Raw genomic sequence first — 18,432 nt, forward strand, 5'->3', positions numbered from 1 at the left:
GATTTCTGCCATAAATGGTGGGAGTTTAGCGTTTTCTTATTTTAATACAAAATTTGCTGTTTTTATTAACAAAAATAGTGTATTCAGAAAAATATAGAAATAGCATTTACAAAACAAAAATATATGTGTTAACTTAAATAGTGTTAATGGTTAACTTAAAAGAGGGAGGTTAACAATGCAACATTTTTGGGTTGTCGGTACAGATACGGATGTTGGGAAAACAATTGTCACCACCATGTTGATGTGTCATTTACAAAAACAAGGCTTGAAAGTTTCACCATACAAGCCTGTGCAAACAGGAGAGGTATACGAAAACGGTCGTGGCTATTATCATGATACAGCCATGTATGAAAAGTATTCCTTACAAAAGCTTCAACAAGAGCATCTCAATAGCTATTCATTTAGAGAAGCTGCATCGCCACATTTTGCTGCACAACTGGAGGGGCAGCAAATTGATGTCAATGAGCTATTATTGCGGATTCAATTATTACAAGCGTCCTATGATGTTGTGATATGTGAAGGAGCGGGTGGGCTTTTTGTTCCTTTTACTGCTCCCCATGGGATGACGCTGCTTGATGTCATCGTCAGTAGCAAGCTGCCAGTAGTGCTTGTTACAAGGACATCCCTAGGAACGATCAATCACACATTATTAACAATAGATGCATTGCGCTCTCGTGAAGTTGACGTTCTTGGCATAGTGTTTAATGGGAACACAGGTAGCAGTATGGAGCAAGATAATATACAAACGATTTTACAGTACCATCCCTTGCCCAATGCGATTATTCCAAAGCTACAAAATTTGTCACAGCTAATGGATTATGCCATGACGCACACAACACTGTTTGAAAGGCTTTTTAACTATGAAACAAGTATTAACTGATTTACAGCTAAGAGATTTACGTCATGTTTGGCATCCATGCTCACAAATGAAGGACTATGAGGCATTTCCACCCATCGTCATAAAAAAGGGGCAAGGCGTGTGGCTTTATGACGAACATGATCAGCGTTATTTGGATGCTGTATCTTCTTGGTGGGTTAATTTATTTGGACATGCCAATCCGCGTATTAGCAAAGCTTTAAGTGAGCAAGCATTTACATTAGAGCATACGATCTTTGCTAATTTTACACATGAACCAGCCATACAATTGGCTGAAAAATTAACCGCATTAGCACCACAGGGATTACATAAAGTCTTTTTTGCCGATAATGGCTCATCTGCTATTGAAGTTGCACTGAAAATGAGCTTTCAATACCATATGCAGACGGGGAAACCAGCAAAAAAGCGCTTTCTCGCCTTGACGGATGCCTATCATGGAGAAACTATTGGTGCTTTATCCATAGGAGGGGTAGGGCTTTACAATGAAGTTTATCAGCCTCTGTTATTAGATACTGTTCGTGCTAAAGGGCCAGATTGCTTCCGCTGTCCATTTCAGGAAGATCCAGCAAGCTGTAATGCACCATGTAGTCAATTTGTTGAGGAACAACTTCAAGCGCATCATGAGGAAATCACGGCAGTTATTATTGAACCATTAATTCAGGCTGCAGCAGGTATGAAAATGTACCCACCTGTCTATTTACAGCGCTTACGGGCGTTGTGCTCACATTATGATGTGCATTTCATTGCAGATGAAATTGCTGTCGGTTTTGGTCGGACCGGTACATTATTTGCCTGTCAACAAGCGGACATCATGCCAGATTTTATGTGTTTATCAAAGGGGCTAACAGGTGGTTATTTACCTTTATCAGTTGTCTTAACGACGGAGCAAATCTATGACGCTTTTTATGATGATTACGGAACAATGAAGGCTTTTTTACATTCGCATAGCTATTCAGGCAATACATTGGCCTGTCGTGTGGCACTGGAAGTATTAACGATGTTTCAAGAGGAACAAGTGATGGAGATGATTCAGCACAAGGGACAATACATGCGAGCGTTAGCCATGGAAGCTTTTTGTGATATGCCTTATGTGGGTGAATACCGACAAGTTGGTTTAGTGGGAGCGATTGAACTAGTAAAGGACCGGAGGACAAAGGAAGCGTTCGCCAGTGAGGAGCGTATCGGCTATCAAATTTATCAACGGGCTTTAACGAAAGGCTTACTCATCAGACCGCTCGGCAATGTTCTGTATTTTATGCCACCTTATATTATTTCTGAAGAGGAAATGTCATTTATGATTCATACAACGAAAGAGACAATCGAACAATTTTTCCAGGACAGGGGGGCTAAGGTTGGGTAAGCGACAACAAACATTAGCGCTAGTCATGATTGCCATGTTTGCTGCTCTAACAGCAATCGGAGCTTTTGTTAAAATTCCATTGCCTGTCGTACCGTTTACATTACAAATTGTTTTTGTATTTTTAGCAGGCTGTTTATTGGGAAGTCGGAATGGTTTTTATAGTCAACTTGTCTATATCAGCGTGGGCTTAGTAGGCTTACCTGTTTTTACACAGGGTGGTGGTATCACATATGTCTTACAGCCAACTTTTGGTTATCTGATTGGCTTTGCCCTAGCCGCCTATGTGATTGGGTTCATTATTGAAAGGATTGAGACGCCGACGAAAAAGCATTTTATTGCAGCAACCATTATTGGGCTGGTTATTATTTATGCTGTGGCTGTTCCTTATTTGTATGTAGCATTGAATTTCTGGTTAGACATGAAGTCAAGCTGGTCACATGTGTTTGTTGTCGGCTTTTTAAGTAGTATTGTCGCTGATTTTTGCTTAGCTATTACATCAGCGCTATTAGCTGAGCGCTTGTATAAAGTATTTCAGTCAGCAAGAAATGTGAAATTTTCACACGTAGAGGGGGAGAATGTAATATGAATTATTACCAATTAGCACAAGAAGTTATTGCTGGAAAGATCATTAGCAATGAAGAGGCACTTGCCATATTAAATAGTGAGGATGATGCGCTATTACAGCTTATGGATGGTGCTTTTACGATTCGTCGTCATTATTATGGTAAAAAAGTTAAATTGAATATGATTATGAACGCCAAAAGCGGATATTGCCCCGAGGATTGTGGCTATTGCTCCCAGTCCTCTAAATCAACGGCTCCTATTGAGAAATATCCATTTATTACAAAAGAGGAAATTTTAGCAGGTGCAAAACGAGCGTTTGACAATAAGATTGGGACGTATTGTATTGTAGCCAGTGGTCGTGGGCCAACACGTAAGGATGTCAATGTCGTGAGTGAGGCGGTTGCTGAAATAAAAGAAAAGTATGGCTTGAAGGTTTGTGCCTGTCTTGGCTTACTAAAAGAAGAACAGGCACAGCAACTAAAGGAAGCGGGGGTGGATCGCTACAATCATAATTTAAATACATCGGAACGTCATCATTCCTTCATCACGACCTCACATACATATGAGGATCGTGTCAATACGGTAGAGATTGTGAAAAAGCATGGAATTTCACCTTGCTCGGGTGCCATTATTGGGATGAAGGAAACAAAAGAGGATGTCGTCAATATTGCACGCGCCCTCCATCAATTGGACGCTGATTCTATTCCTGTAAACTTTTTAAATGCAATTGATGGCACAAAGCTAGAAGGGACTAAGGATTTAAATCCCCGTTATTGTTTAAAGGTTTTAGCTTTATTCCGCTACATCAATCCGACAAAGGAAATCCGTATTTCGGGTGGTCGTGAAATCAATTTGGGCTCACTTCAGCCACTTGGTCTCTATGCAGCTAATAGTATTTTTGTTGGGGATTATTTAACAACAGCAGGACAGGAAGCGAATAGCGATTATCGCATGCTGGAGGATTTGGGCTTCGAAATAGAATTAACACATAAACAAGAAGAAGTATTTTGTTAAACTTATGACATGTAAATCTACTACTACAGCAAAAACCGTACTATTGTACGGTTTTTTGGTTGTAGTGAAAAGAGACGGATAGACCTGACATCACTGGCAGTGGATATACCTATAAAATCAAGGTTTTCACAAATTGTTCAATGAAAGCGTTTTGAAATTGAACAGTTTGTGAAGACCTTCACATAAAGCTTTCTTTTTAAAAAAATCAGCGTAAAATAAGAATCAAGTAAGGAATTGTTATAAAACAGTTGATAAGTCATATCACAAATTTTGGTGGTTGTTATATTACAAAAATAATGAGTGAAGGGAGCTTTTCACATGTGGGTTATTACAGTTTTTGATAAAAAGGACGTTCGAATTTTTGAGTACGCGAGCAAAAATGAGGCAACAGAAGCTTTAGCAAAATTCAAGAAAAATGCCGTTTTAACGTATACAAAATGAGTTGCTGATAAAGCAGCCCTCTACCGACAGAGGGCTGTTTTTTAATGTACAACAATGGAAACAGCACTGTACATTAATAATAGTGCCATAATCATGTTAAATGGTTTTCGGTATTGCTGTAGTGCTTTTTGAAAAACGGAGCCACATAATGCCCAACTAAATGTACTGATTACCCCTACTAGCGCTAAAAAGAACGAGAAGAGTAGATAGCTTATGTAGGATGAGTAGTAGGGTAGGATGTAAGTTACGACAACAGTAAGACCAAATAAAATACCTTTTGGGTTAATAAATTGAACGAACGCTCCTAAAAAAAATAGGTTTCGTTTTTTTTCTTCATTGTCGTGATCCTCTAATTCTTTGCTTGTTAAAATTTTATAAGCCAGGTACAACATATAGCCTACACCAAATATGGTTAGGGGTAATTCAATGGCAGGTAAAATGTTTAACATGATCGTGTTAAAAAAGCTACTAAGACCAATAATGATGAAAAAACCAATCCCTACACCTAAACAGAATGGAATCGTTTTCGCTAAGCCATATTGTTTAGCAAAAACCATCGCCATAAAATTATTCGGGCCAGGTGTAAAGCTTGTAATGATGATAAATAATAAAAAGGAAAATACAGGCAAAACAATCCCTTCTTTCAAGTTGTATGATATAATGCACGAAATAGACTGTATAACGTCGGTCTTTTTATTATACAAAACGTGCGTTATATTGTACATACAAGGAGGGCTTTTGGATGGAAGAAATTCATCTCGTCTTTGCGAGAAATTTAAAGGCAATTCGAGAAAGGGAGAAATTAAGCTTAGAGAAGGTTTCTCAGCTTAGTGGCGTGAGTAAAACGATGATTGGTCAAATTGAGAGGGGAGAATCCAGTCCAACTTTGACAACAATTTGGAAAATTGCAAATGGATTAAAGGTTTCGTTTACAGAGCTTATTCATCCTCCCCAACCTGAGACGGAGGTTATTCGCGGTAAAGAAATTCAAGTATTGAAGGAAGATCATGGCCGATATATGGTTTATCCTCATTTCCCCTATCAAAAGGATAGTCGTTTTGAAATATATACAATTGAAATCAAAGAAAATGGAACGTTAGATGCTGAGGCTCATCGAGAAGGAACGGAGGAATATATAACCGTTTTTGATGGGGAATTAATCATCCATATACAGGGTCAGGATTATCGATTAACAAGTGGTGATGCCATACGATTTAAGGCTGACCGTCCACACACATACAGCAATCCAGGTAGTACAGTAACACGACTTAGTATGACTATTTACTATCCACATTAAAAAACGTATAAACGCTTTTCACAGCGTTTATACGTTTTCGTTTTATAAAATACTAGCTAAACGTTTAATTCCCTCACGGATGACTTCAGGTGTTGCATTTGTATAGTTAAGACGCATTGTATTCACATTCGTTTTTGATGTGTAGAATGGATCGCCAGGCACGAAGGCTACCTTTTGTTCCATCGCTTTATTGAATACATCAAGGGCCGGTGTACCGTCCTTCATTGTTGCCCAAATGAACATGCCACCCTCAGGTCGAGTATATTCAACATGGGCAGGGAAAAACTCCTGCATAGCATCAAGCATCGCATCCGACTGATTTTTATATAAAGCAATAATTTTCTTTACATGTTCGGTATAATCATTACTTGCTAAGTAATCGTAGATAACATATTGTGAAAAAATATTAGTATGAAGATCAGACGCTTGCTTCGCTGTTTCAATATGCTGCAATAGCTCTTTGTTTTTTGTGATAATAAAGCCAAGACGCATGCCTGGTGTGACCGTTTTAGAGAAAGAACCTAGTAAAATACTATTTTCTAATTTTCCAGCACCGATATATGGAAGTGGCTCCCCTTGGAAACGTAGCTCCCCGTATGGATCATCCTCAATTAAAGCAACATCATATTTTGCCACTATTTCGCAAATTTGCTCACGCTTTTCTTTCGAATATGTGAGTCCTGTTGGGTTTTGGAAGTTCGGCACCGTATAAATGAATTTTACATTTGGTTGTTGTAGAGCACGCTCTAACTCTTCTAAGTTAAGACCATCATTTTCTAGCGTAACACCATGGAAAGTTGGCTCTGTTAAAGTAAAGGCTTGAATAGCCCCTAGGTAACCTGGCTCTTCGATGATAATGCCATCGCCTTTATTGATAAGTACTTTACCAATTAGTTCAAGCGCTTGCTGTGAACCTGTAGTAATAAAGACATCGTCAGCATGTACATCAAGTCCATGGACACGTTGATATTTCGCGGCAATATATTCACGCAATGGTGCATAACCCTGTGTGGATGAATATTGGAATAATCGGCTGCCATTTACTGTAATAGCATGGTCTACGGATGCTCTCAATGCATCAATCGGGAAAGAAATCGGGTTTGGAAGCCCGCCTGCAAAGGAAATAACGTCCTCGGCATCTGTCACTTTTAAAATATTTCGAATAAATGAGGATGGTGTTTTTAAGATTCTTTCAGAATATTGCATAATTATCGGTCCTTTTTTTCTGATTTTTTAAAAATTATATCATTGTCATCGTGTGCATACAATATTATCATTGTATGCAAGACAATTAAACTATTGTATGCAAATTAAGAGAAAGAAGGGCCTAGTGAATGCCTATTAATTCATTTGACGAGTATCCAATGAGTTGGAAGCCGGATATTAGCAATATTTCTGCTCCGTTATATATAGCCATCGCACATCAGCTAGAACAAGATATTAAGGATGGAAAGCTAGTACCAGGAACAAAATTGCCACCCCAGCGTGAATTAGCTGATTTTTTAGATGTGAATTTGAGTACGATTACAAGAGCCTTTAAGCTTTGTGGCCAAAAAGGATTAATTTATGCCTCAATTGGCAGCGGTACATTCGTTTCAACAGATGCGGCTAGCAATAAAATGTTACTGCCAACCAACCATGCCACACCTATCATTGAAATGGGCTCTGTTTTACCAGATAATTTTGTTAATGATGATATTACACGCTTTATGAAGAAAATGATAAACGAACCTAGTTTTAGCATGCTATTTCAATATGGACGACCAGAGGGCAATGCATGGCAAAACGAAGCCGTGATGAAGCTACTCGAACTAGTAAATTTTCAAACAGACCAGCCTATTCTTCTAGGAGCAGGCGGACAAAATGCCATTGTGGGAACCCTTGCAGCTTTATTTCAGCCAGGCGACCGCATTGGTACAGATCCAATTACCTATGCAGGCATTAAAACAGCTGCAAATATGCTTGGTATCCAGCTTGTGGCTATCCAACAATGTCAGGGTGAAATGACAAAAGAAGGATTACTATATGCTTGTAAAAATGAACATATCAAAGGAATCTATGTGATCCCTGATTTTCATAACCCAACGACTCATACGATGTCAGTAGAAACAAGAAAAATGATTGCAGACGTGGCAAGACAGAAGGATTTGCTTGTAATCGAGGATGCTATCTATAGCTTTCTCAAGGAGCAACCGCTTGCTCCGATTGCTTCTTATGCACCTGATAAGGTTGTTTACATTGCTAGCCTATCTAAAACACTATCACCTGGTTTACGATTATCCTTCCTTGTGACACCACCTGCGCTACGTAAAAAAATAATGGAAACGCTCTATAATATCAACATTTCCGTTTCTCCTATCATGCTGGAGCTTGCAGCACGATTAATCCATGAAGGTGTTGCCCAAACGATATTAGAAAAACACCGAGCATATGCCAAGCAGCAAAATGCGCTTGTCGATCAGTATTTAGGGGATTATCACATATTAGGGGATGAGGAATGTATTTTTAGGTGGATCCAATTGCCTGACAAATTTACGGGTGTTCAATTTGAATTGTTAGCTTCGAAAGCTGGTGTACAAGTCTATGCAGCGGAACGCTTTGCCGTAGGGAATACAAAGCCTGTCAATGCCGTTCGTTTAGCCATTGCAGCACCAGAATCTCAACTTGAGCAAGCGTTAATTATTTTAAAGGACCTCCTCGAAAGTAATGGTGATTATGCATTTGTTGATTAGAGGTTATGGGGCGTATAATAAGGCTAAGAAAGAAACGAGGTGATGAGCATGGCACATAAAGGGCGTGTTATTTTGCATGTGGATATGAACAGTTTCTATGCTTCTGTGGAGCAAGCACATGACCCAAGTTTAAAGGGGAAGCCTATCGCAATTGCAGGGAACCCAAAGGAACGGCGTGGCATTTTAGTAACTTGTTCATATGAAGCAAGAGCGCTAGGCATTTATACAACTATGACTGTTCATGAAGCGAAGCGTAAATGTCCTGAGCTATTGTTATTACCTCCAGATTTTCAAAAGTATCGTCATGCATCTAAAGAAATGTTCACCATTCTTCGAAGCTATACACCATTAGTAGAGCCTGTTTCGATTGATGAGGGCTACTTGGATGTGACTGAGCTAAGCAAGGAACGGCATGCCTTAAGTATTGCCCAGGAAATACAAGCGCGCATTTTAGCTGAGCTGGATTTACCTTGTTCCATCGGTATTGCACCGAATAAATTTTTAGCGAAAACAGCCTCTGATATGAAGAAACCAATGGGGATTACCGTACTACGAATACGGGATATTGAACAGCAATTATGGCATCGTGAGGTTGTCAACATGCATGGGATTGGAGCAAGTACTGCTAAAAAATTAAATGCACAAGGCATCTTTACAATAGGTGATTTAGCTAAGACAGAAGAATTTAAAATGAAGCAAATTTTAGGGAAGAATGGGGTACGGCTTCGAGCAAGGGCCAATGGGGTGGATCAGCGCATGGTCGATCCTGAGGCAATCTTTGATACGAAAAGCGTTGGGAATTCAACAACATTACCAGAAGATGTAACAGATGTTCGTACACTTCATAAAACAATCGAAGGTCTATGTAAAAAAGTGGTGGAGCGTCTTGATGCGAAGCGCTTAGCAGGTTCAACTGTGAGCATTCAAATTCGGGATGCTGATTGGCATAATCATACACGTTCGAAAACAATGTCCAATGTCCTGTATCGTTATGATGAAATTTACGACATTGCTTGTACTTTATTTGATAAGCATTGGGATGAATCTCCTGTAAGATTACTTGGTGTAACGGTTTCCAATGTGGTGGATCGTAAAGATTATTCACAGCAATTATCGATATTTGATTTTCAGGAGCATGCGAAAGATGAACCGATTCTCAAGCTTGTCGATGAAATTGAGGGACGGTTTGGCAAGGGGATTATAAAACGTGGTGTAGATTTAGGGAAACGTTCCTCCTATCAATCCCAAACAAGCTTTAGTAAAGATTTTTTAGATGACCATGAATGAGAAAGAATGAAAGTAGGTGTATCTATGCAATACAAGGAGTATGGGGATGCTAACAATCCTTTCATGATGTTTATTCATGGAGGGGGCGTTGGAGGGTGGATGTGGGATCAGCAAGTTCACCATTTTTCCCATTATCACTGTGTTATACCTGAGCTAATGACACACAATCCATTTTCCATTGAACAAAGTGCGAAAGAGCTTCTTCTGCTTATTGAGAAAAAAGCCAATGGGAAGCCTGTTATAGTAATTGGTTTCTCTTTAGGAGCGCAAATCGCTATTCAAATGCTAAGTCTACAGCCTAGTTTAATCGATTTTACGATCATCAATAGTGCGCTCGTGATACCCTCTCCTACTGTAGAAAGGATGCTTCAACCTTTTATTCGACTGTCATTTCCGCTTATAAAAAATAAAACATTTGCGAAACTTCAAGCAAAAGCCCTGTACATTCAAGAAGATTATTTTGAGCGTTACTATCAAGAGAGTGCCACGATGAAAGTAGATACATTGATTCAAATTTTGCGAGAAAATATGTCGTTTTCCATCCCAGCTGACTTTAACAAAGCTCAAGGAAAGATTCTAATAACTGTGGGAGAAAAAGAGAAAAGCAACATGAGAAAATCTGCTAAAGCACTTGTGCGAAGTCATCCAAATAGCAAGGGTGTGTTATTGAAGAACATCGGTCACGGCGTCTCATTAGCCCAACCTGCATTTTTTAATCGCTTTGTAGAGAATTGGATTAAGGATGGTCAATTACCTGAAGGGACAGTTATTCGGTAGGGGAACCCCATTACGAATCGTCATCCATAATGGAGTTGATGTATGGATCATTGAAAATAGTGAGGATATAAGTGTTTATGCTGCAATATCCATTCCTTCATCTCTATCATCATTTCTTCGTAGCTAGGGACAATAAATGAAAAGTCATTTCTTGTATTTATTAATGTTTTATTGATTTGAACAACGTGATGAGGAAGAATTTTTATACTGTTGTTCAAGAAGTGCTTATTAAATAGATGCAGTAGATCGTGTTTAGAAATATTTGTCGTATTGACGAGATGATAGAGTCCTGTTAAATCTTGTTGTGCAGCGCGTTCAATGGCTTTAGCCAAAGTAAGTGTTGTCACTCCCGTCCAAATAGCACCCGAATAGCCATAGACGGGACTTTTTTGTTGCATAAACCAATTGAAGAGTCCGATGCCATCCTTTTTCAAATCAGGACCAATTATGGAATTACGAAATGTTATGTGCTTGTCGTTATTCACTTCCCCTATACCTTTGGTGCGGTCATAAAAGGTTTCCCCGTCTAGTACACTATTTTCATAGTAGGGAGCACTTTTGCCTGAAAATACGCAGTCGGTACTTAGATGAATAAGCTTTGTGTGTCGATTTTCAAGGAGAGATACAATGGCATGCGGTAAATAGCTATTCAGTAAAACACTTTGGGCAGGATGAGCCTCACAAGCATTGTTTAAAACACCAATACAATTAATGACGACATCTACCTCATTGTCTAGTAGTAGCGACCTTAAAAAATGGGAGTCTGTCACATCACCTGTTCTATTATTGCCATAGGGAAAAGGGGTTCGAGAGTATGTTGTTACATCATGCCCTTGTTCACATAAATAGATGGCAATGGTATGACCAGCCATGCCTGTAGCACCGAGCACTAAAAATTTCATGGTTTTCCTCCTGTCCAATGAAGGAGCTCTTCTTGTATAAGAGGCAATGTTAATAGCTTTACTTTAATGTCAGCCACACTTAATTGTTGGGTATTGTTCGAGTTATATTCATCCGTTAATGTAATTTTTGGAGAGCCTTCATCGAGGTATTTTCCATAATTTAAATCCCGATTATCCGCGGGGATTCGATAGAAATGGCCCATATCAATAGCTTTTGCCGCTTCTTCTTTCGTACATAATACTTCATACATTTTTTCTCCGTGCCGTGTTCCGATAATTTGCATGGCGTTGTTCGCTTGAAAGATCTCAAGTAAAGCCTGTGCTAAATTTGCTATTGTGGCAGCAGGTGATTTTTGCACCATAATATCCCCGTTTTGAGCATGCGAGAATGCGTACAATACCAATTCTACCGCTTCCTCAAGGCTCATCATAAAACGTGTCATATGAGGGTCCGTAATCGTTAAAGGTTTCCCAGCCTTTATTTGTTCAATGAATAATGGGATAACCGAGCCTCGTGAAGCCATGACATTACCGTATCGAGTGCCACAAATTAGGGAATGGTGAGGGTCAACCATTCGTGACTTTGCAATAAACGTTTTTTCCATCATTGCCTTGGATATACCCATCGCATTGACAGGGTACGCTGCCTTATCTGTTGACAGGCAAATGATTTTCTTGACGCCAGCTTGAATGGCGGCTGTTAGTACGTGATCTGTTCCTAAAATATTGGTTTTCACAGCTTCTAAGGGAAAAAATTCGCAGGAGGGAACTTGCTTGAGAGCGGCGGCATGAAATACATAGTCAACATTATACATCGCATTGTGAATGCTTTGAATATCGCGGACATCCCCGATATAAAATTTAATTTTTGTATGCTGATAGTGTTTTCGCATATCATCTTGCTTTTTTTCATCCCTTGAAAAAATCCGAATTTCCTTGATATCTGTGTATAAGAAAAGCTTTAATACGGCGTTCCCGAAAGAGCCCGTGCCTCCAGTAATCAATAATATTTTATCTGTAAACATTGTATAGTTCGTTACACCTCCTGCATGCTATTATTTCAATCCTCTTTGATGTAGGTCACATTCTGAGTTCTCCCTAGGGTAGTTGTACCAATAAGCAAATTCGTTAGTATATTTACTTGTCGGATTTTTATCCATTAGGGCGCAATTAAAATCCCAATCTCCTGCAATATCTTTGCGTATCGTAAATTTCGCATCTCCAATTAAACTTCTCCTGATAATCTTAAATTGCCCAGGTAAGGAATAGCGGTTGGATTCATCTTTAATAAAAGCAAAGCCATTTTTAATAATCATGTTGTAATAGTAAATATCAAATGDGCMATMCAYTTGTGCTAGTACATTGCGAATAGCAGGTAAATAGTGGTCATCACTATCGATGATGGCTATATAATCTCCTGTCGCTTCTGCAATGCAGCGATTGTAGGCAATACTCGCACCTAAATTCGTTGGGTGAACGATGATTTTTAAAGCTGTACAGTTTTTCTGATAATCCTGTAAAATGGCTAGCGTATTGTCTGTAGAGCCATCATCTACCACAATAATTTCATAGGCATATTCTTTAGGAATACTATCAAGCATCGTTACGATCCATTCTTCGCTATTAAATGCAGGTGATAAAAAACTAATCTTCATCTGATCCCTCCATTCTATGTTCATTAGTAGAGTTGTTCCATGTGACTGAGTAGATCCTTTAATACAATATGCGTAGACGTAGTGCTACTGTAGGCAATTGCTTATTTTAGGATGTTTTTAAGAGAGTGTTTTTAGATAGAATTTTTATGTTTACTAGAGATATGGCATAAGAAAGACGAAAATTTACTAACATAATCACATTTAGCAAGAGAGGTCATAAACTAGCGAGAGCGCTTTTTTTAGAAAGAGGGATACGATGACAAAAAGACTAGCATTTATTTGTAGCGTGGAATCTTACAAACTTTCGGATGCCCATATTTTCAAAGATTTGTGTCTAGTGCCTATTTTATTGGGGGAACATTTAGGCTATGAGGTCACTATTGTCACGACAGAAATGAATGAAGCTCTACTTCAACAAGTCTTTCCCACTGTAAAATTTGAGTCTGTACCATTTGAAGATGATTATGTGGTGAATATGAATGCTTATTTAGCCCAGCATGCAAGGGACATCGACATTGCCTTTGCTATTGGACCCTATCCATCCTATTTAGCTATTTTGAAAACCTATAAGCATTTTAATCCAAATGGCAAAATTTATATGAAATTAGATGTCAATCGATTTTGGCTAAATCGATTAAAAACCTATCCCTATTTTTTAGAGTTGTTGCAGCTTTGTGATCTCCTTACCTCTGAATGCATATCTATTCAAACAGCAATCAAAGACTTTTCACAATTGGHTGYGAAACATATACCCAATGGTTTTTATGAACATTTTCCCACAGAGCCAGTGCCGTTTCACGAGAAAGAAAATAGAATTCTAACAGTTGGGCGATTGGATGCACCAGAGAAGCAAACAATTTTGACAGTCAAGGCATTTTTAGCAGCACAACTGCCAGATTGGGAGCTTCGTTTAGTAGGGCCGATGTCAGTCTCATTTCAAGAAGAGCTGAGACTATTACTAGATAGTCATCCGCTTGCCGCTCAAGTAACCATGGTAGGACCTATTGTTGATAAGGTTCAGCTAGAAGAGGAGTATCGTAAGGCTAAAATTTTTTGCTTAACGTCTTTAGTCGAATGCTATGCCCATGTCTTTGCGGAGGCAGCTAAAAATGGTTGCTATATCGTGACAACAGATGTGGATGGTGCTGCTGATATTACACAACAACAGCGTTTTGGTACAATCCATCCTACACATGATTGGGAGGCGATAGGTCAGACATTGCAACAAGTTGCAGCACAGGAATCATTATTGGCAGATACTTGTGTCCAGCTTCAAGCATTTGCCCGCAAGGAATTAAATTGGAGGCAGATCGTCAAGAAGGTTGCCAATTATTTAGGTGAATAAAAGTGAATCTTTTSTGGRTTGAGAGGAGTATTCTTTTCTTTATACCAGTATTTCCTATATAATAAACACTAGTTTTATAAAGCTAGACAAACATGGGTAGACACAAGGGGAGACTAGAATGGAAATACTACAAGCAACAATGGAWGAACTAGAGGACTTAGCAAAACTNNTTRNWGWRTAWCRWMRRWYWYMWSGAATTGAGTCAGATATAAGCAGTGCCAAGGCATTTTTACAATTACGATTGGCCTTGAAAGAATCCGTCATTTTTATCGCGCTGATGGATGACAAGATAATTGGATTTACACAATTATATCCAACATTTTCGTCCATTGCTTTACAGCGAGCCTATATTTTAAATGATATTTATGTAACAGAAGATGCTAGAGGCCTAGGGGTGGGCAAGGCATTGATGGAAAAGGTATTTCATTATTGCGAGCAACAGTATGCTCGCTATGTCACGTTACAAACGGCGGCTGATAATGTAAATGCACGTAAGCTTTATGAAAAGCTACAAATGAAGCAAGATGAATATTGTAATTATGTTAAATATTTTATGTAAGCCGAAGTGGTGAATCTCATCGTTGGATGAAAATGCTTCTTTCAGATCATAAATATCCCCTAGATCGTTTTGATCTAGGGGATGTTTTTAATTCTAACTATTTTATTTCAAGCGTATAGGGTTGTGTGCTAGCTTTGCCATCAAACTCACTTACTTCAATATAGTATTTGCCTGCATCAAGCTCCAACGTACCAACCTCGGCATCACCAACACCGTAAAGATCGAATGTTTTGACGGTTTTTCCGTTTGCATCTAACACTCGAATAACACCATCCAACGCTTTTTCTGTTTGGAGTGAGAAGAAGACTTCGCGTTTCTGGTCGTTATTCCATTCAAAATAGTCTTTATCACCAAATGGTATACCTGCATTTAAATATTGCGTTGCAACCCATTTCTCATCCTTTTTCACAAGAACAGATGGCTTGCTAGGTACACCATTTACTAACTTTGAATCCGCATCTTCATCCACATGCTTATGATCAAACAATGTTAATGTATAAGGCTGAATCGATACTTGGCCAAGCCCCATACTGTTGACTAGAATAAAATAGCCTCGATCCTTCTTTGCCTTAAACGATGTATTTACATCGTTTGTACCCATCATTCCAAGTAACATTTCAAGAATATTATCACCTAAGCCAAATGGAATTTCTGTCTCCATTTCTTTGGCATCAATCTTCATATTGCCGTTCGTATCTTCGATAATAGCTCCTGCAAATTTCAAGTCCTTTTGCAGTTCTTTAGGTAGCTGAGCCAATTGTTCATTAGTAAAAGGAACTGAAGAAAGAAGCAGACTCATGACTTCATCATTGCCTTGTTGCTTATAGTAGTAATAATCTACATCATCTTGATAAATCAGGTGGTCTCTATAAGTAGTACCTGGTTGAATTTTTAGCGCTTTTGCTTCCTCATGATTGTTTGGATTGTACTCTGCTGGAATATCGCCTATTTTCTTTGTTTTCAATGTATAAGGCTCAGCAGACCTTTCTCCAGCATTGACAACGGCTACCACGTATGTTTTGTCCTTTTTCAATGGTATGACCTTTGCATCGTCTTCGTTACCAGCTGAACCAAGTAGTAGTGCCAGTATACCAAGGTCATTAGTTAAGGAAGAAACGGGAATTAATTCTTTTGTTTCTTCATCATATTCAAACACTGTACCTGTCGGCATTTGGTTCATGCCTTTCAAAAAGCTGAAGCTATAAAGGGCGTCTTCCTTCGCTTTAAATAAGAAATAATCCTCATCATAATCTGTTTGGAAATAAGCTTTTTGATCGTCACCTATTTCAAAGCGGATTGCCTGCTTAATGATAGGGTCAACATTTTCTAGGTTGCCTGAAGCCGTAGGATTCAATAACATACTCATCAGGCTGTCAATTTCATTACGTTTTTTTATGTTGTTTTCTATAAGCGGTAATTGGCTCTCTGGAACATTTTCTTCGATCATGGCTTCATCTACAGGTAGACCATCCTCATCAGGTGGGAGGGAAACTACTTCACCTTTTAATGTGTAAGGGATCATCGATTCGCTGATCGTTTCTTCTTTTTCGATGCCGCCACTAAAGAACATCTCCATAGAAAACTCGCTATTACTTTCATTAGATACACTTAAAACGTACTCTTGATCTGGAACAGCGTCGATAATCATACGAACCGGTTCACCTTTTGCTGTACCATAAGCGGTCTGCATTGGATAGGCTTCTTCTTCACCTTCATCATTTTCAGCTTGATCGATTTCTTCTGGTGGCACAGGATTAAAGTCATCTTTTAGATAAAGCTCCATAGAGGCAGTGACACCTGGAATTCCCGATAGATCAAATTGTAACGTCGTCGGTTTTTTGACAGAGAACGTGAAGTAATCTTGATCTTGTTGTTGATCTTTTGACAGTAATGTATAGTTTTTACCTGCTGTACTATATGGGAACTTTTTAATAGGCTCCATTGTAGACTTGTCTATTGTATCAATTGGCAAGTCCTTCGTCGTTTGTGCTGTAAAAATGTAAGTAGATTTGCCTTTTAAACTATAGCTTCCATTATGATCTTTGACACCAATGACAAGCGTTCCCTTTTGATCTGCTTTAAATAGATAACCTTCTTTTTTTCCTACGCGAACATCATTGACATGGATAGGCTCTACATCACCTATCCCGCTATTTGGGTAGAAATATAAATCAAAGGCATAGTCGTATTTGTCAGCGCCTTTTAATGTTAATTGAGCATATTCATTTTCTTCTAAATCGACTTTATACCATTTCTTTTCGTCTTGCTGTTCAAAAGCACCCTGTTCTGTATTTAGCTTATTTTTAGCAAGGATCTTGGCGTTCTTAATACGATCTTCCTTTGTCTCTGAATAATGCTTAGGCAATTTATTTAAATCAAATTGTAATGCTTTTACAGGATCAACTAATCCGTGACCATAAGTAAGATCATAGCCTTTCTCGCCCAAATCTTGTGCGGTCATTTCTAAAATCGCTTCTATTTGATGCGGTTTTAAAGATGGGTCTTTGGATTTAAGAAGAGAGGCGATACCTGCCACGACAGGAGAGGCCATGGATGTTCCACTAAACTTGACAAAAGATGATCCTTTCTTCGCATCATGAACGGTACTATAAATGTCTTCACCTGGTGCAACAATATCCACAGATGGTCCGTAATTGGAGTAGCTCGATAGTTTGTTACGTTCGTTTGTTGAACCAACACTAATGACACCTTCGAAAGAAGCGGGGAAGGAATATTCATCTGTCGATTCATTTCCTGCGGCCGCCACAATTGTAATCCCACTATCAATCGCTTTCTGAACGGCTTCCTTCATCAGGGGAGATTCACCATAGCCTCCTAGACTCATATTAATGACGTCAACGCCCTGCTCAATTGCATAAAGAATACCCTGTGCAATGATGAAATCATTAGCACCTTCTTTGCCGTTAAATACATCAATTGGCAGTAACTTTGCATTCGGATTAATCCCATGCCCACCTACGCCATTATCTTTTGCTGCGGCGATAATACCTGCCACATGTGTTCCGTGATCGCCTGAATAGGTAGTATTAGCAGGTGCTGCTGCATTATAGGGTGGGAGTACTTGTGACTTTAGATCGGGGTGTTTAAAATCTACACCAGAATCAATGACAGCAACTGTGACATCATGGTTGCCTGCTAATTCTAGTGCCTTATCCATTTGCAGTAAGTTTAAATGATACATCTCTTGTTTTTTAGGATCAGCTTCTTTATTAAAAGAATGATAGATGTAACTAGGAGATACACTTGATATTCCGTTTTGCTTTAAATAGTAAGAGACGGCTTTTTCGATCGATACGCCTTTATTTAGTTGTACAACATCATACCCTAATGAAGGAATGGAGCGGATGACCTTGGAGCCAATTTTTTTATGTACGTTTTTATCAAGACCTGAATGCTTGATAACAATTGTATCCTTACTCATCCATTTTTCTTCATTCTTCTCTGTTTGTTTCGCACTGTTTGCCAGCATGTTTTTCGCTTTATGCTGAGGTGCCTCAGCAAAGGCAGAAGCAGCAGGAACCATGAGTGCAGCAGATGCTACAACAGCGACTGATTTTTTATACCAACTTTTCAATTGTTATCTCTCCTTGGTGTTATAAAT

The 18,432-nt window shown here is 38.9% G+C and carries 15 protein-coding genes and 2 pseudogenes; 11 read left to right on the plus strand and 6 right to left on the minus strand.

The genetic code is table 11. From position 1 onward, the window contains the following. Positions 1-175: 175 nt before the first annotated feature. From bioD to ACHZEU_RS23205, 5 genes are all read left to right on the plus strand, one after another. Entirely contained in the window at positions 176-880 is a 705-nt protein-coding gene (gene bioD, locus ACHZEU_RS23185; protein ID WP_279495431.1) for a dethiobiotin synthase, read from the plus strand. Then, positions 861-2,237 carry an adenosylmethionine--8-amino-7-oxononanoate transaminase gene (gene bioA, locus ACHZEU_RS23190; protein ID WP_066036230.1) on the plus strand — a complete coding sequence of 459 codons (1,377 nt, stop codon included), beginning with the start codon at positions 861-863 and terminating at the stop codon, positions 2,235-2,237. The genes bioD and bioA overlap by 20 nt, the downstream gene beginning before the upstream one ends. Next, entirely contained in the window at positions 2,230-2,823 is a 594-nt protein-coding gene (locus tag ACHZEU_RS23195; protein WP_048392329.1) for a biotin transporter BioY, read from the plus strand. Before bioA ends, ACHZEU_RS23195 begins: the two co-directional genes overlap by 8 nt. Continuing rightward, positions 2,820-3,815: a biotin synthase BioB gene (gene bioB / locus ACHZEU_RS23200; RefSeq protein WP_112118343.1), complete on the plus strand. Its 996-nt coding sequence runs from the start codon at positions 2,820-2,822 to the stop codon at positions 3,813-3,815. The genes ACHZEU_RS23195 and bioB overlap by 4 nt, the downstream gene beginning before the upstream one ends. Positions 3,816-4,133: 318 nt before the next feature. Next, positions 4,134-4,256 (plus strand): hypothetical protein, encoded by a 123-nt coding sequence (locus tag ACHZEU_RS23205; RefSeq protein WP_004231260.1) that lies wholly within the window; start codon positions 4,134-4,136, stop codon positions 4,254-4,256. A gap of 41 nt (positions 4,257-4,297) precedes the next feature. On the opposite strand, the gene ACHZEU_RS23210 is transcribed toward ACHZEU_RS23205, so the two are convergent. Further along, positions 4,298-4,885, minus strand: a complete 588-nt coding sequence (locus ACHZEU_RS23210) for a LysE family transporter (protein WP_279496359.1) — start codon at positions 4,883-4,885, stop codon at positions 4,298-4,300. Between the two features lie 113 nt (positions 4,886-4,998). Between ACHZEU_RS23210 and ACHZEU_RS23215 the strand changes: the two genes are divergently transcribed. After that, positions 4,999-5,553, plus strand: coding sequence for a helix-turn-helix domain-containing protein (locus ACHZEU_RS23215; protein WP_054549190.1), 555 nt, complete (start codon positions 4,999-5,001; stop codon positions 5,551-5,553). A gap of 42 nt (positions 5,554-5,595) precedes the next feature. Here ACHZEU_RS23215 and ACHZEU_RS23220 read toward each other — a convergent pair whose 3' ends face one another. Next, the gene (locus tag ACHZEU_RS23220) at positions 5,596-6,759 is read right to left on the minus strand and encodes a PLP-dependent aminotransferase family protein (RefSeq protein ID WP_048392333.1); all 1,164 of its coding nucleotides are present in this window, start codon (positions 6,757-6,759) and stop codon (positions 5,596-5,598) included. A 128-nt stretch (positions 6,760-6,887) separates the two neighbouring features. On the opposite strand from ACHZEU_RS23220, the gene ACHZEU_RS23225 reads away from it, so the two are divergent. The 3 genes from ACHZEU_RS23225 to ACHZEU_RS23235 are packed head-to-tail and all read left to right on the plus strand — an operon-like array spanning position 6,888 to position 10,349. Continuing rightward, positions 6,888-8,285, plus strand: a complete 1,398-nt coding sequence (locus tag ACHZEU_RS23225) for a PLP-dependent aminotransferase family protein (protein WP_279495426.1) — start codon at positions 6,888-6,890, stop codon at positions 8,283-8,285. A 48-nt stretch (positions 8,286-8,333) separates the two neighbouring features. Beyond that, complete coding sequence (locus ACHZEU_RS23230) at positions 8,334-9,572, plus strand: DNA polymerase IV (protein ID WP_112118345.1); 1,239 nt, start codon at positions 8,334-8,336, stop codon at positions 9,570-9,572. A gap of 24 nt (positions 9,573-9,596) precedes the next feature. Further along, positions 9,597-10,349, plus strand: coding sequence for an alpha/beta fold hydrolase (locus ACHZEU_RS23235; RefSeq protein ID WP_112118346.1), 753 nt, complete (start codon positions 9,597-9,599; stop codon positions 10,347-10,349). Between the two features lie 47 nt (positions 10,350-10,396). Here ACHZEU_RS23235 and ACHZEU_RS23240 read toward each other — a convergent pair whose 3' ends face one another. The 3 genes and pseudogenes from ACHZEU_RS23240 to ACHZEU_RS23250 all read right to left on the minus strand — a co-directional run bounded on the left by ACHZEU_RS23240 (position 10,397) and on the right by ACHZEU_RS23250 (position 12,906). Then, on the minus strand, positions 10,397-11,251 hold the full coding sequence (locus ACHZEU_RS23240) for a sugar nucleotide-binding protein (RefSeq protein WP_054549191.1): 855 nt from the start codon (positions 11,249-11,251) through the stop codon (positions 10,397-10,399). Beyond that, on the minus strand, positions 11,248-12,276 hold the full coding sequence (locus ACHZEU_RS23245) for a polysaccharide biosynthesis protein (RefSeq protein WP_404803811.1): 1,029 nt from the start codon (positions 12,274-12,276) through the stop codon (positions 11,248-11,250). The genes ACHZEU_RS23240 and ACHZEU_RS23245 overlap by 4 nt, the downstream gene beginning before the upstream one ends. A 30-nt stretch (positions 12,277-12,306) precedes the next feature. Then, positions 12,307-12,906: pseudogene (locus tag ACHZEU_RS23250) on the minus strand (glycosyltransferase family 2 protein). Between the two features lie 256 nt (positions 12,907-13,162). On the opposite strand from ACHZEU_RS23250, the gene ACHZEU_RS23255 reads away from it, so the two are divergent. Further along, positions 13,163-14,251, plus strand: a complete 1,089-nt coding sequence (locus ACHZEU_RS23255; protein WP_404803812.1) for a glycosyltransferase — start codon at positions 13,163-13,165, stop codon at positions 14,249-14,251. 118 nt (positions 14,252-14,369) lie between these two features. Next, positions 14,370-14,810, plus strand: a pseudogene (locus tag ACHZEU_RS23260) (GNAT family N-acetyltransferase). Positions 14,811-14,907: 97 nt separating this feature from the next. On the opposite strand, the gene ACHZEU_RS23265 reads toward ACHZEU_RS23260, so the two are convergent. Then, positions 14,908-18,405, minus strand: coding sequence for a S8 family peptidase (locus tag ACHZEU_RS23265; protein ID WP_315061173.1), 3,498 nt, complete (start codon positions 18,403-18,405; stop codon positions 14,908-14,910). Positions 18,406-18,432 lie beyond the last annotated feature (27 nt).

It is taken from the genome of Lysinibacillus sp. S1, from assembly GCF_044986265.1.
GTDB lineage: Bacteria > Bacillota > Bacilli > Bacillales_A > Planococcaceae > Lysinibacillus > Lysinibacillus capsici.

Bases quoted from the DNA above. Each gene is read 5' to 3' on its own strand.
- bioD (WP_279495431.1), top strand. From the start codon at position 176: ATGCAACATTTTTGGGTTGTCGGTACAGATACGGATGTTGGGAAAACA.
- bioA (WP_066036230.1), top strand. From the start codon at position 861: ATGAAACAAGTATTAACTGATTTACAGCTAAGAGATTTACGTCATGTT.
- bioB (WP_112118343.1), top strand. From the start codon at position 2,820: ATGAATTATTACCAATTAGCACAAGAAGTTATTGCTGGAAAGATCATT.
- ACHZEU_RS23205 (WP_004231260.1), top strand. From the start codon at position 4,134: ATGTGGGTTATTACAGTTTTTGATAAAAAGGACGTTCGAATTTTTGAG.
- ACHZEU_RS23215 (WP_054549190.1), top strand. From the start codon at position 4,999: ATGGAAGAAATTCATCTCGTCTTTGCGAGAAATTTAAAGGCAATTCGA.
- ACHZEU_RS23220 (WP_048392333.1), bottom strand. From the start codon at position 6,759: ATGCAATATTCTGAAAGAATCTTAAAAACACCATCCTCATTTATTCGA.
- ACHZEU_RS23225 (WP_279495426.1), top strand. From the start codon at position 6,888: ATGCCTATTAATTCATTTGACGAGTATCCAATGAGTTGGAAGCCGGAT.
- ACHZEU_RS23230 (WP_112118345.1), top strand. From the start codon at position 8,334: ATGGCACATAAAGGGCGTGTTATTTTGCATGTGGATATGAACAGTTTC.
- ACHZEU_RS23235 (WP_112118346.1), top strand. From the start codon at position 9,597: ATGCAATACAAGGAGTATGGGGATGCTAACAATCCTTTCATGATGTTT.
- ACHZEU_RS23240 (WP_054549191.1), bottom strand. From the start codon at position 11,251: ATGAAATTTTTAGTGCTCGGTGCTACAGGCATGGCTGGTCATACCATT.
- ACHZEU_RS23245 (WP_404803811.1), bottom strand. From the start codon at position 12,276: ATGTTTACAGATAAAATATTATTGATTACTGGAGGCACGGGCTCTTTC.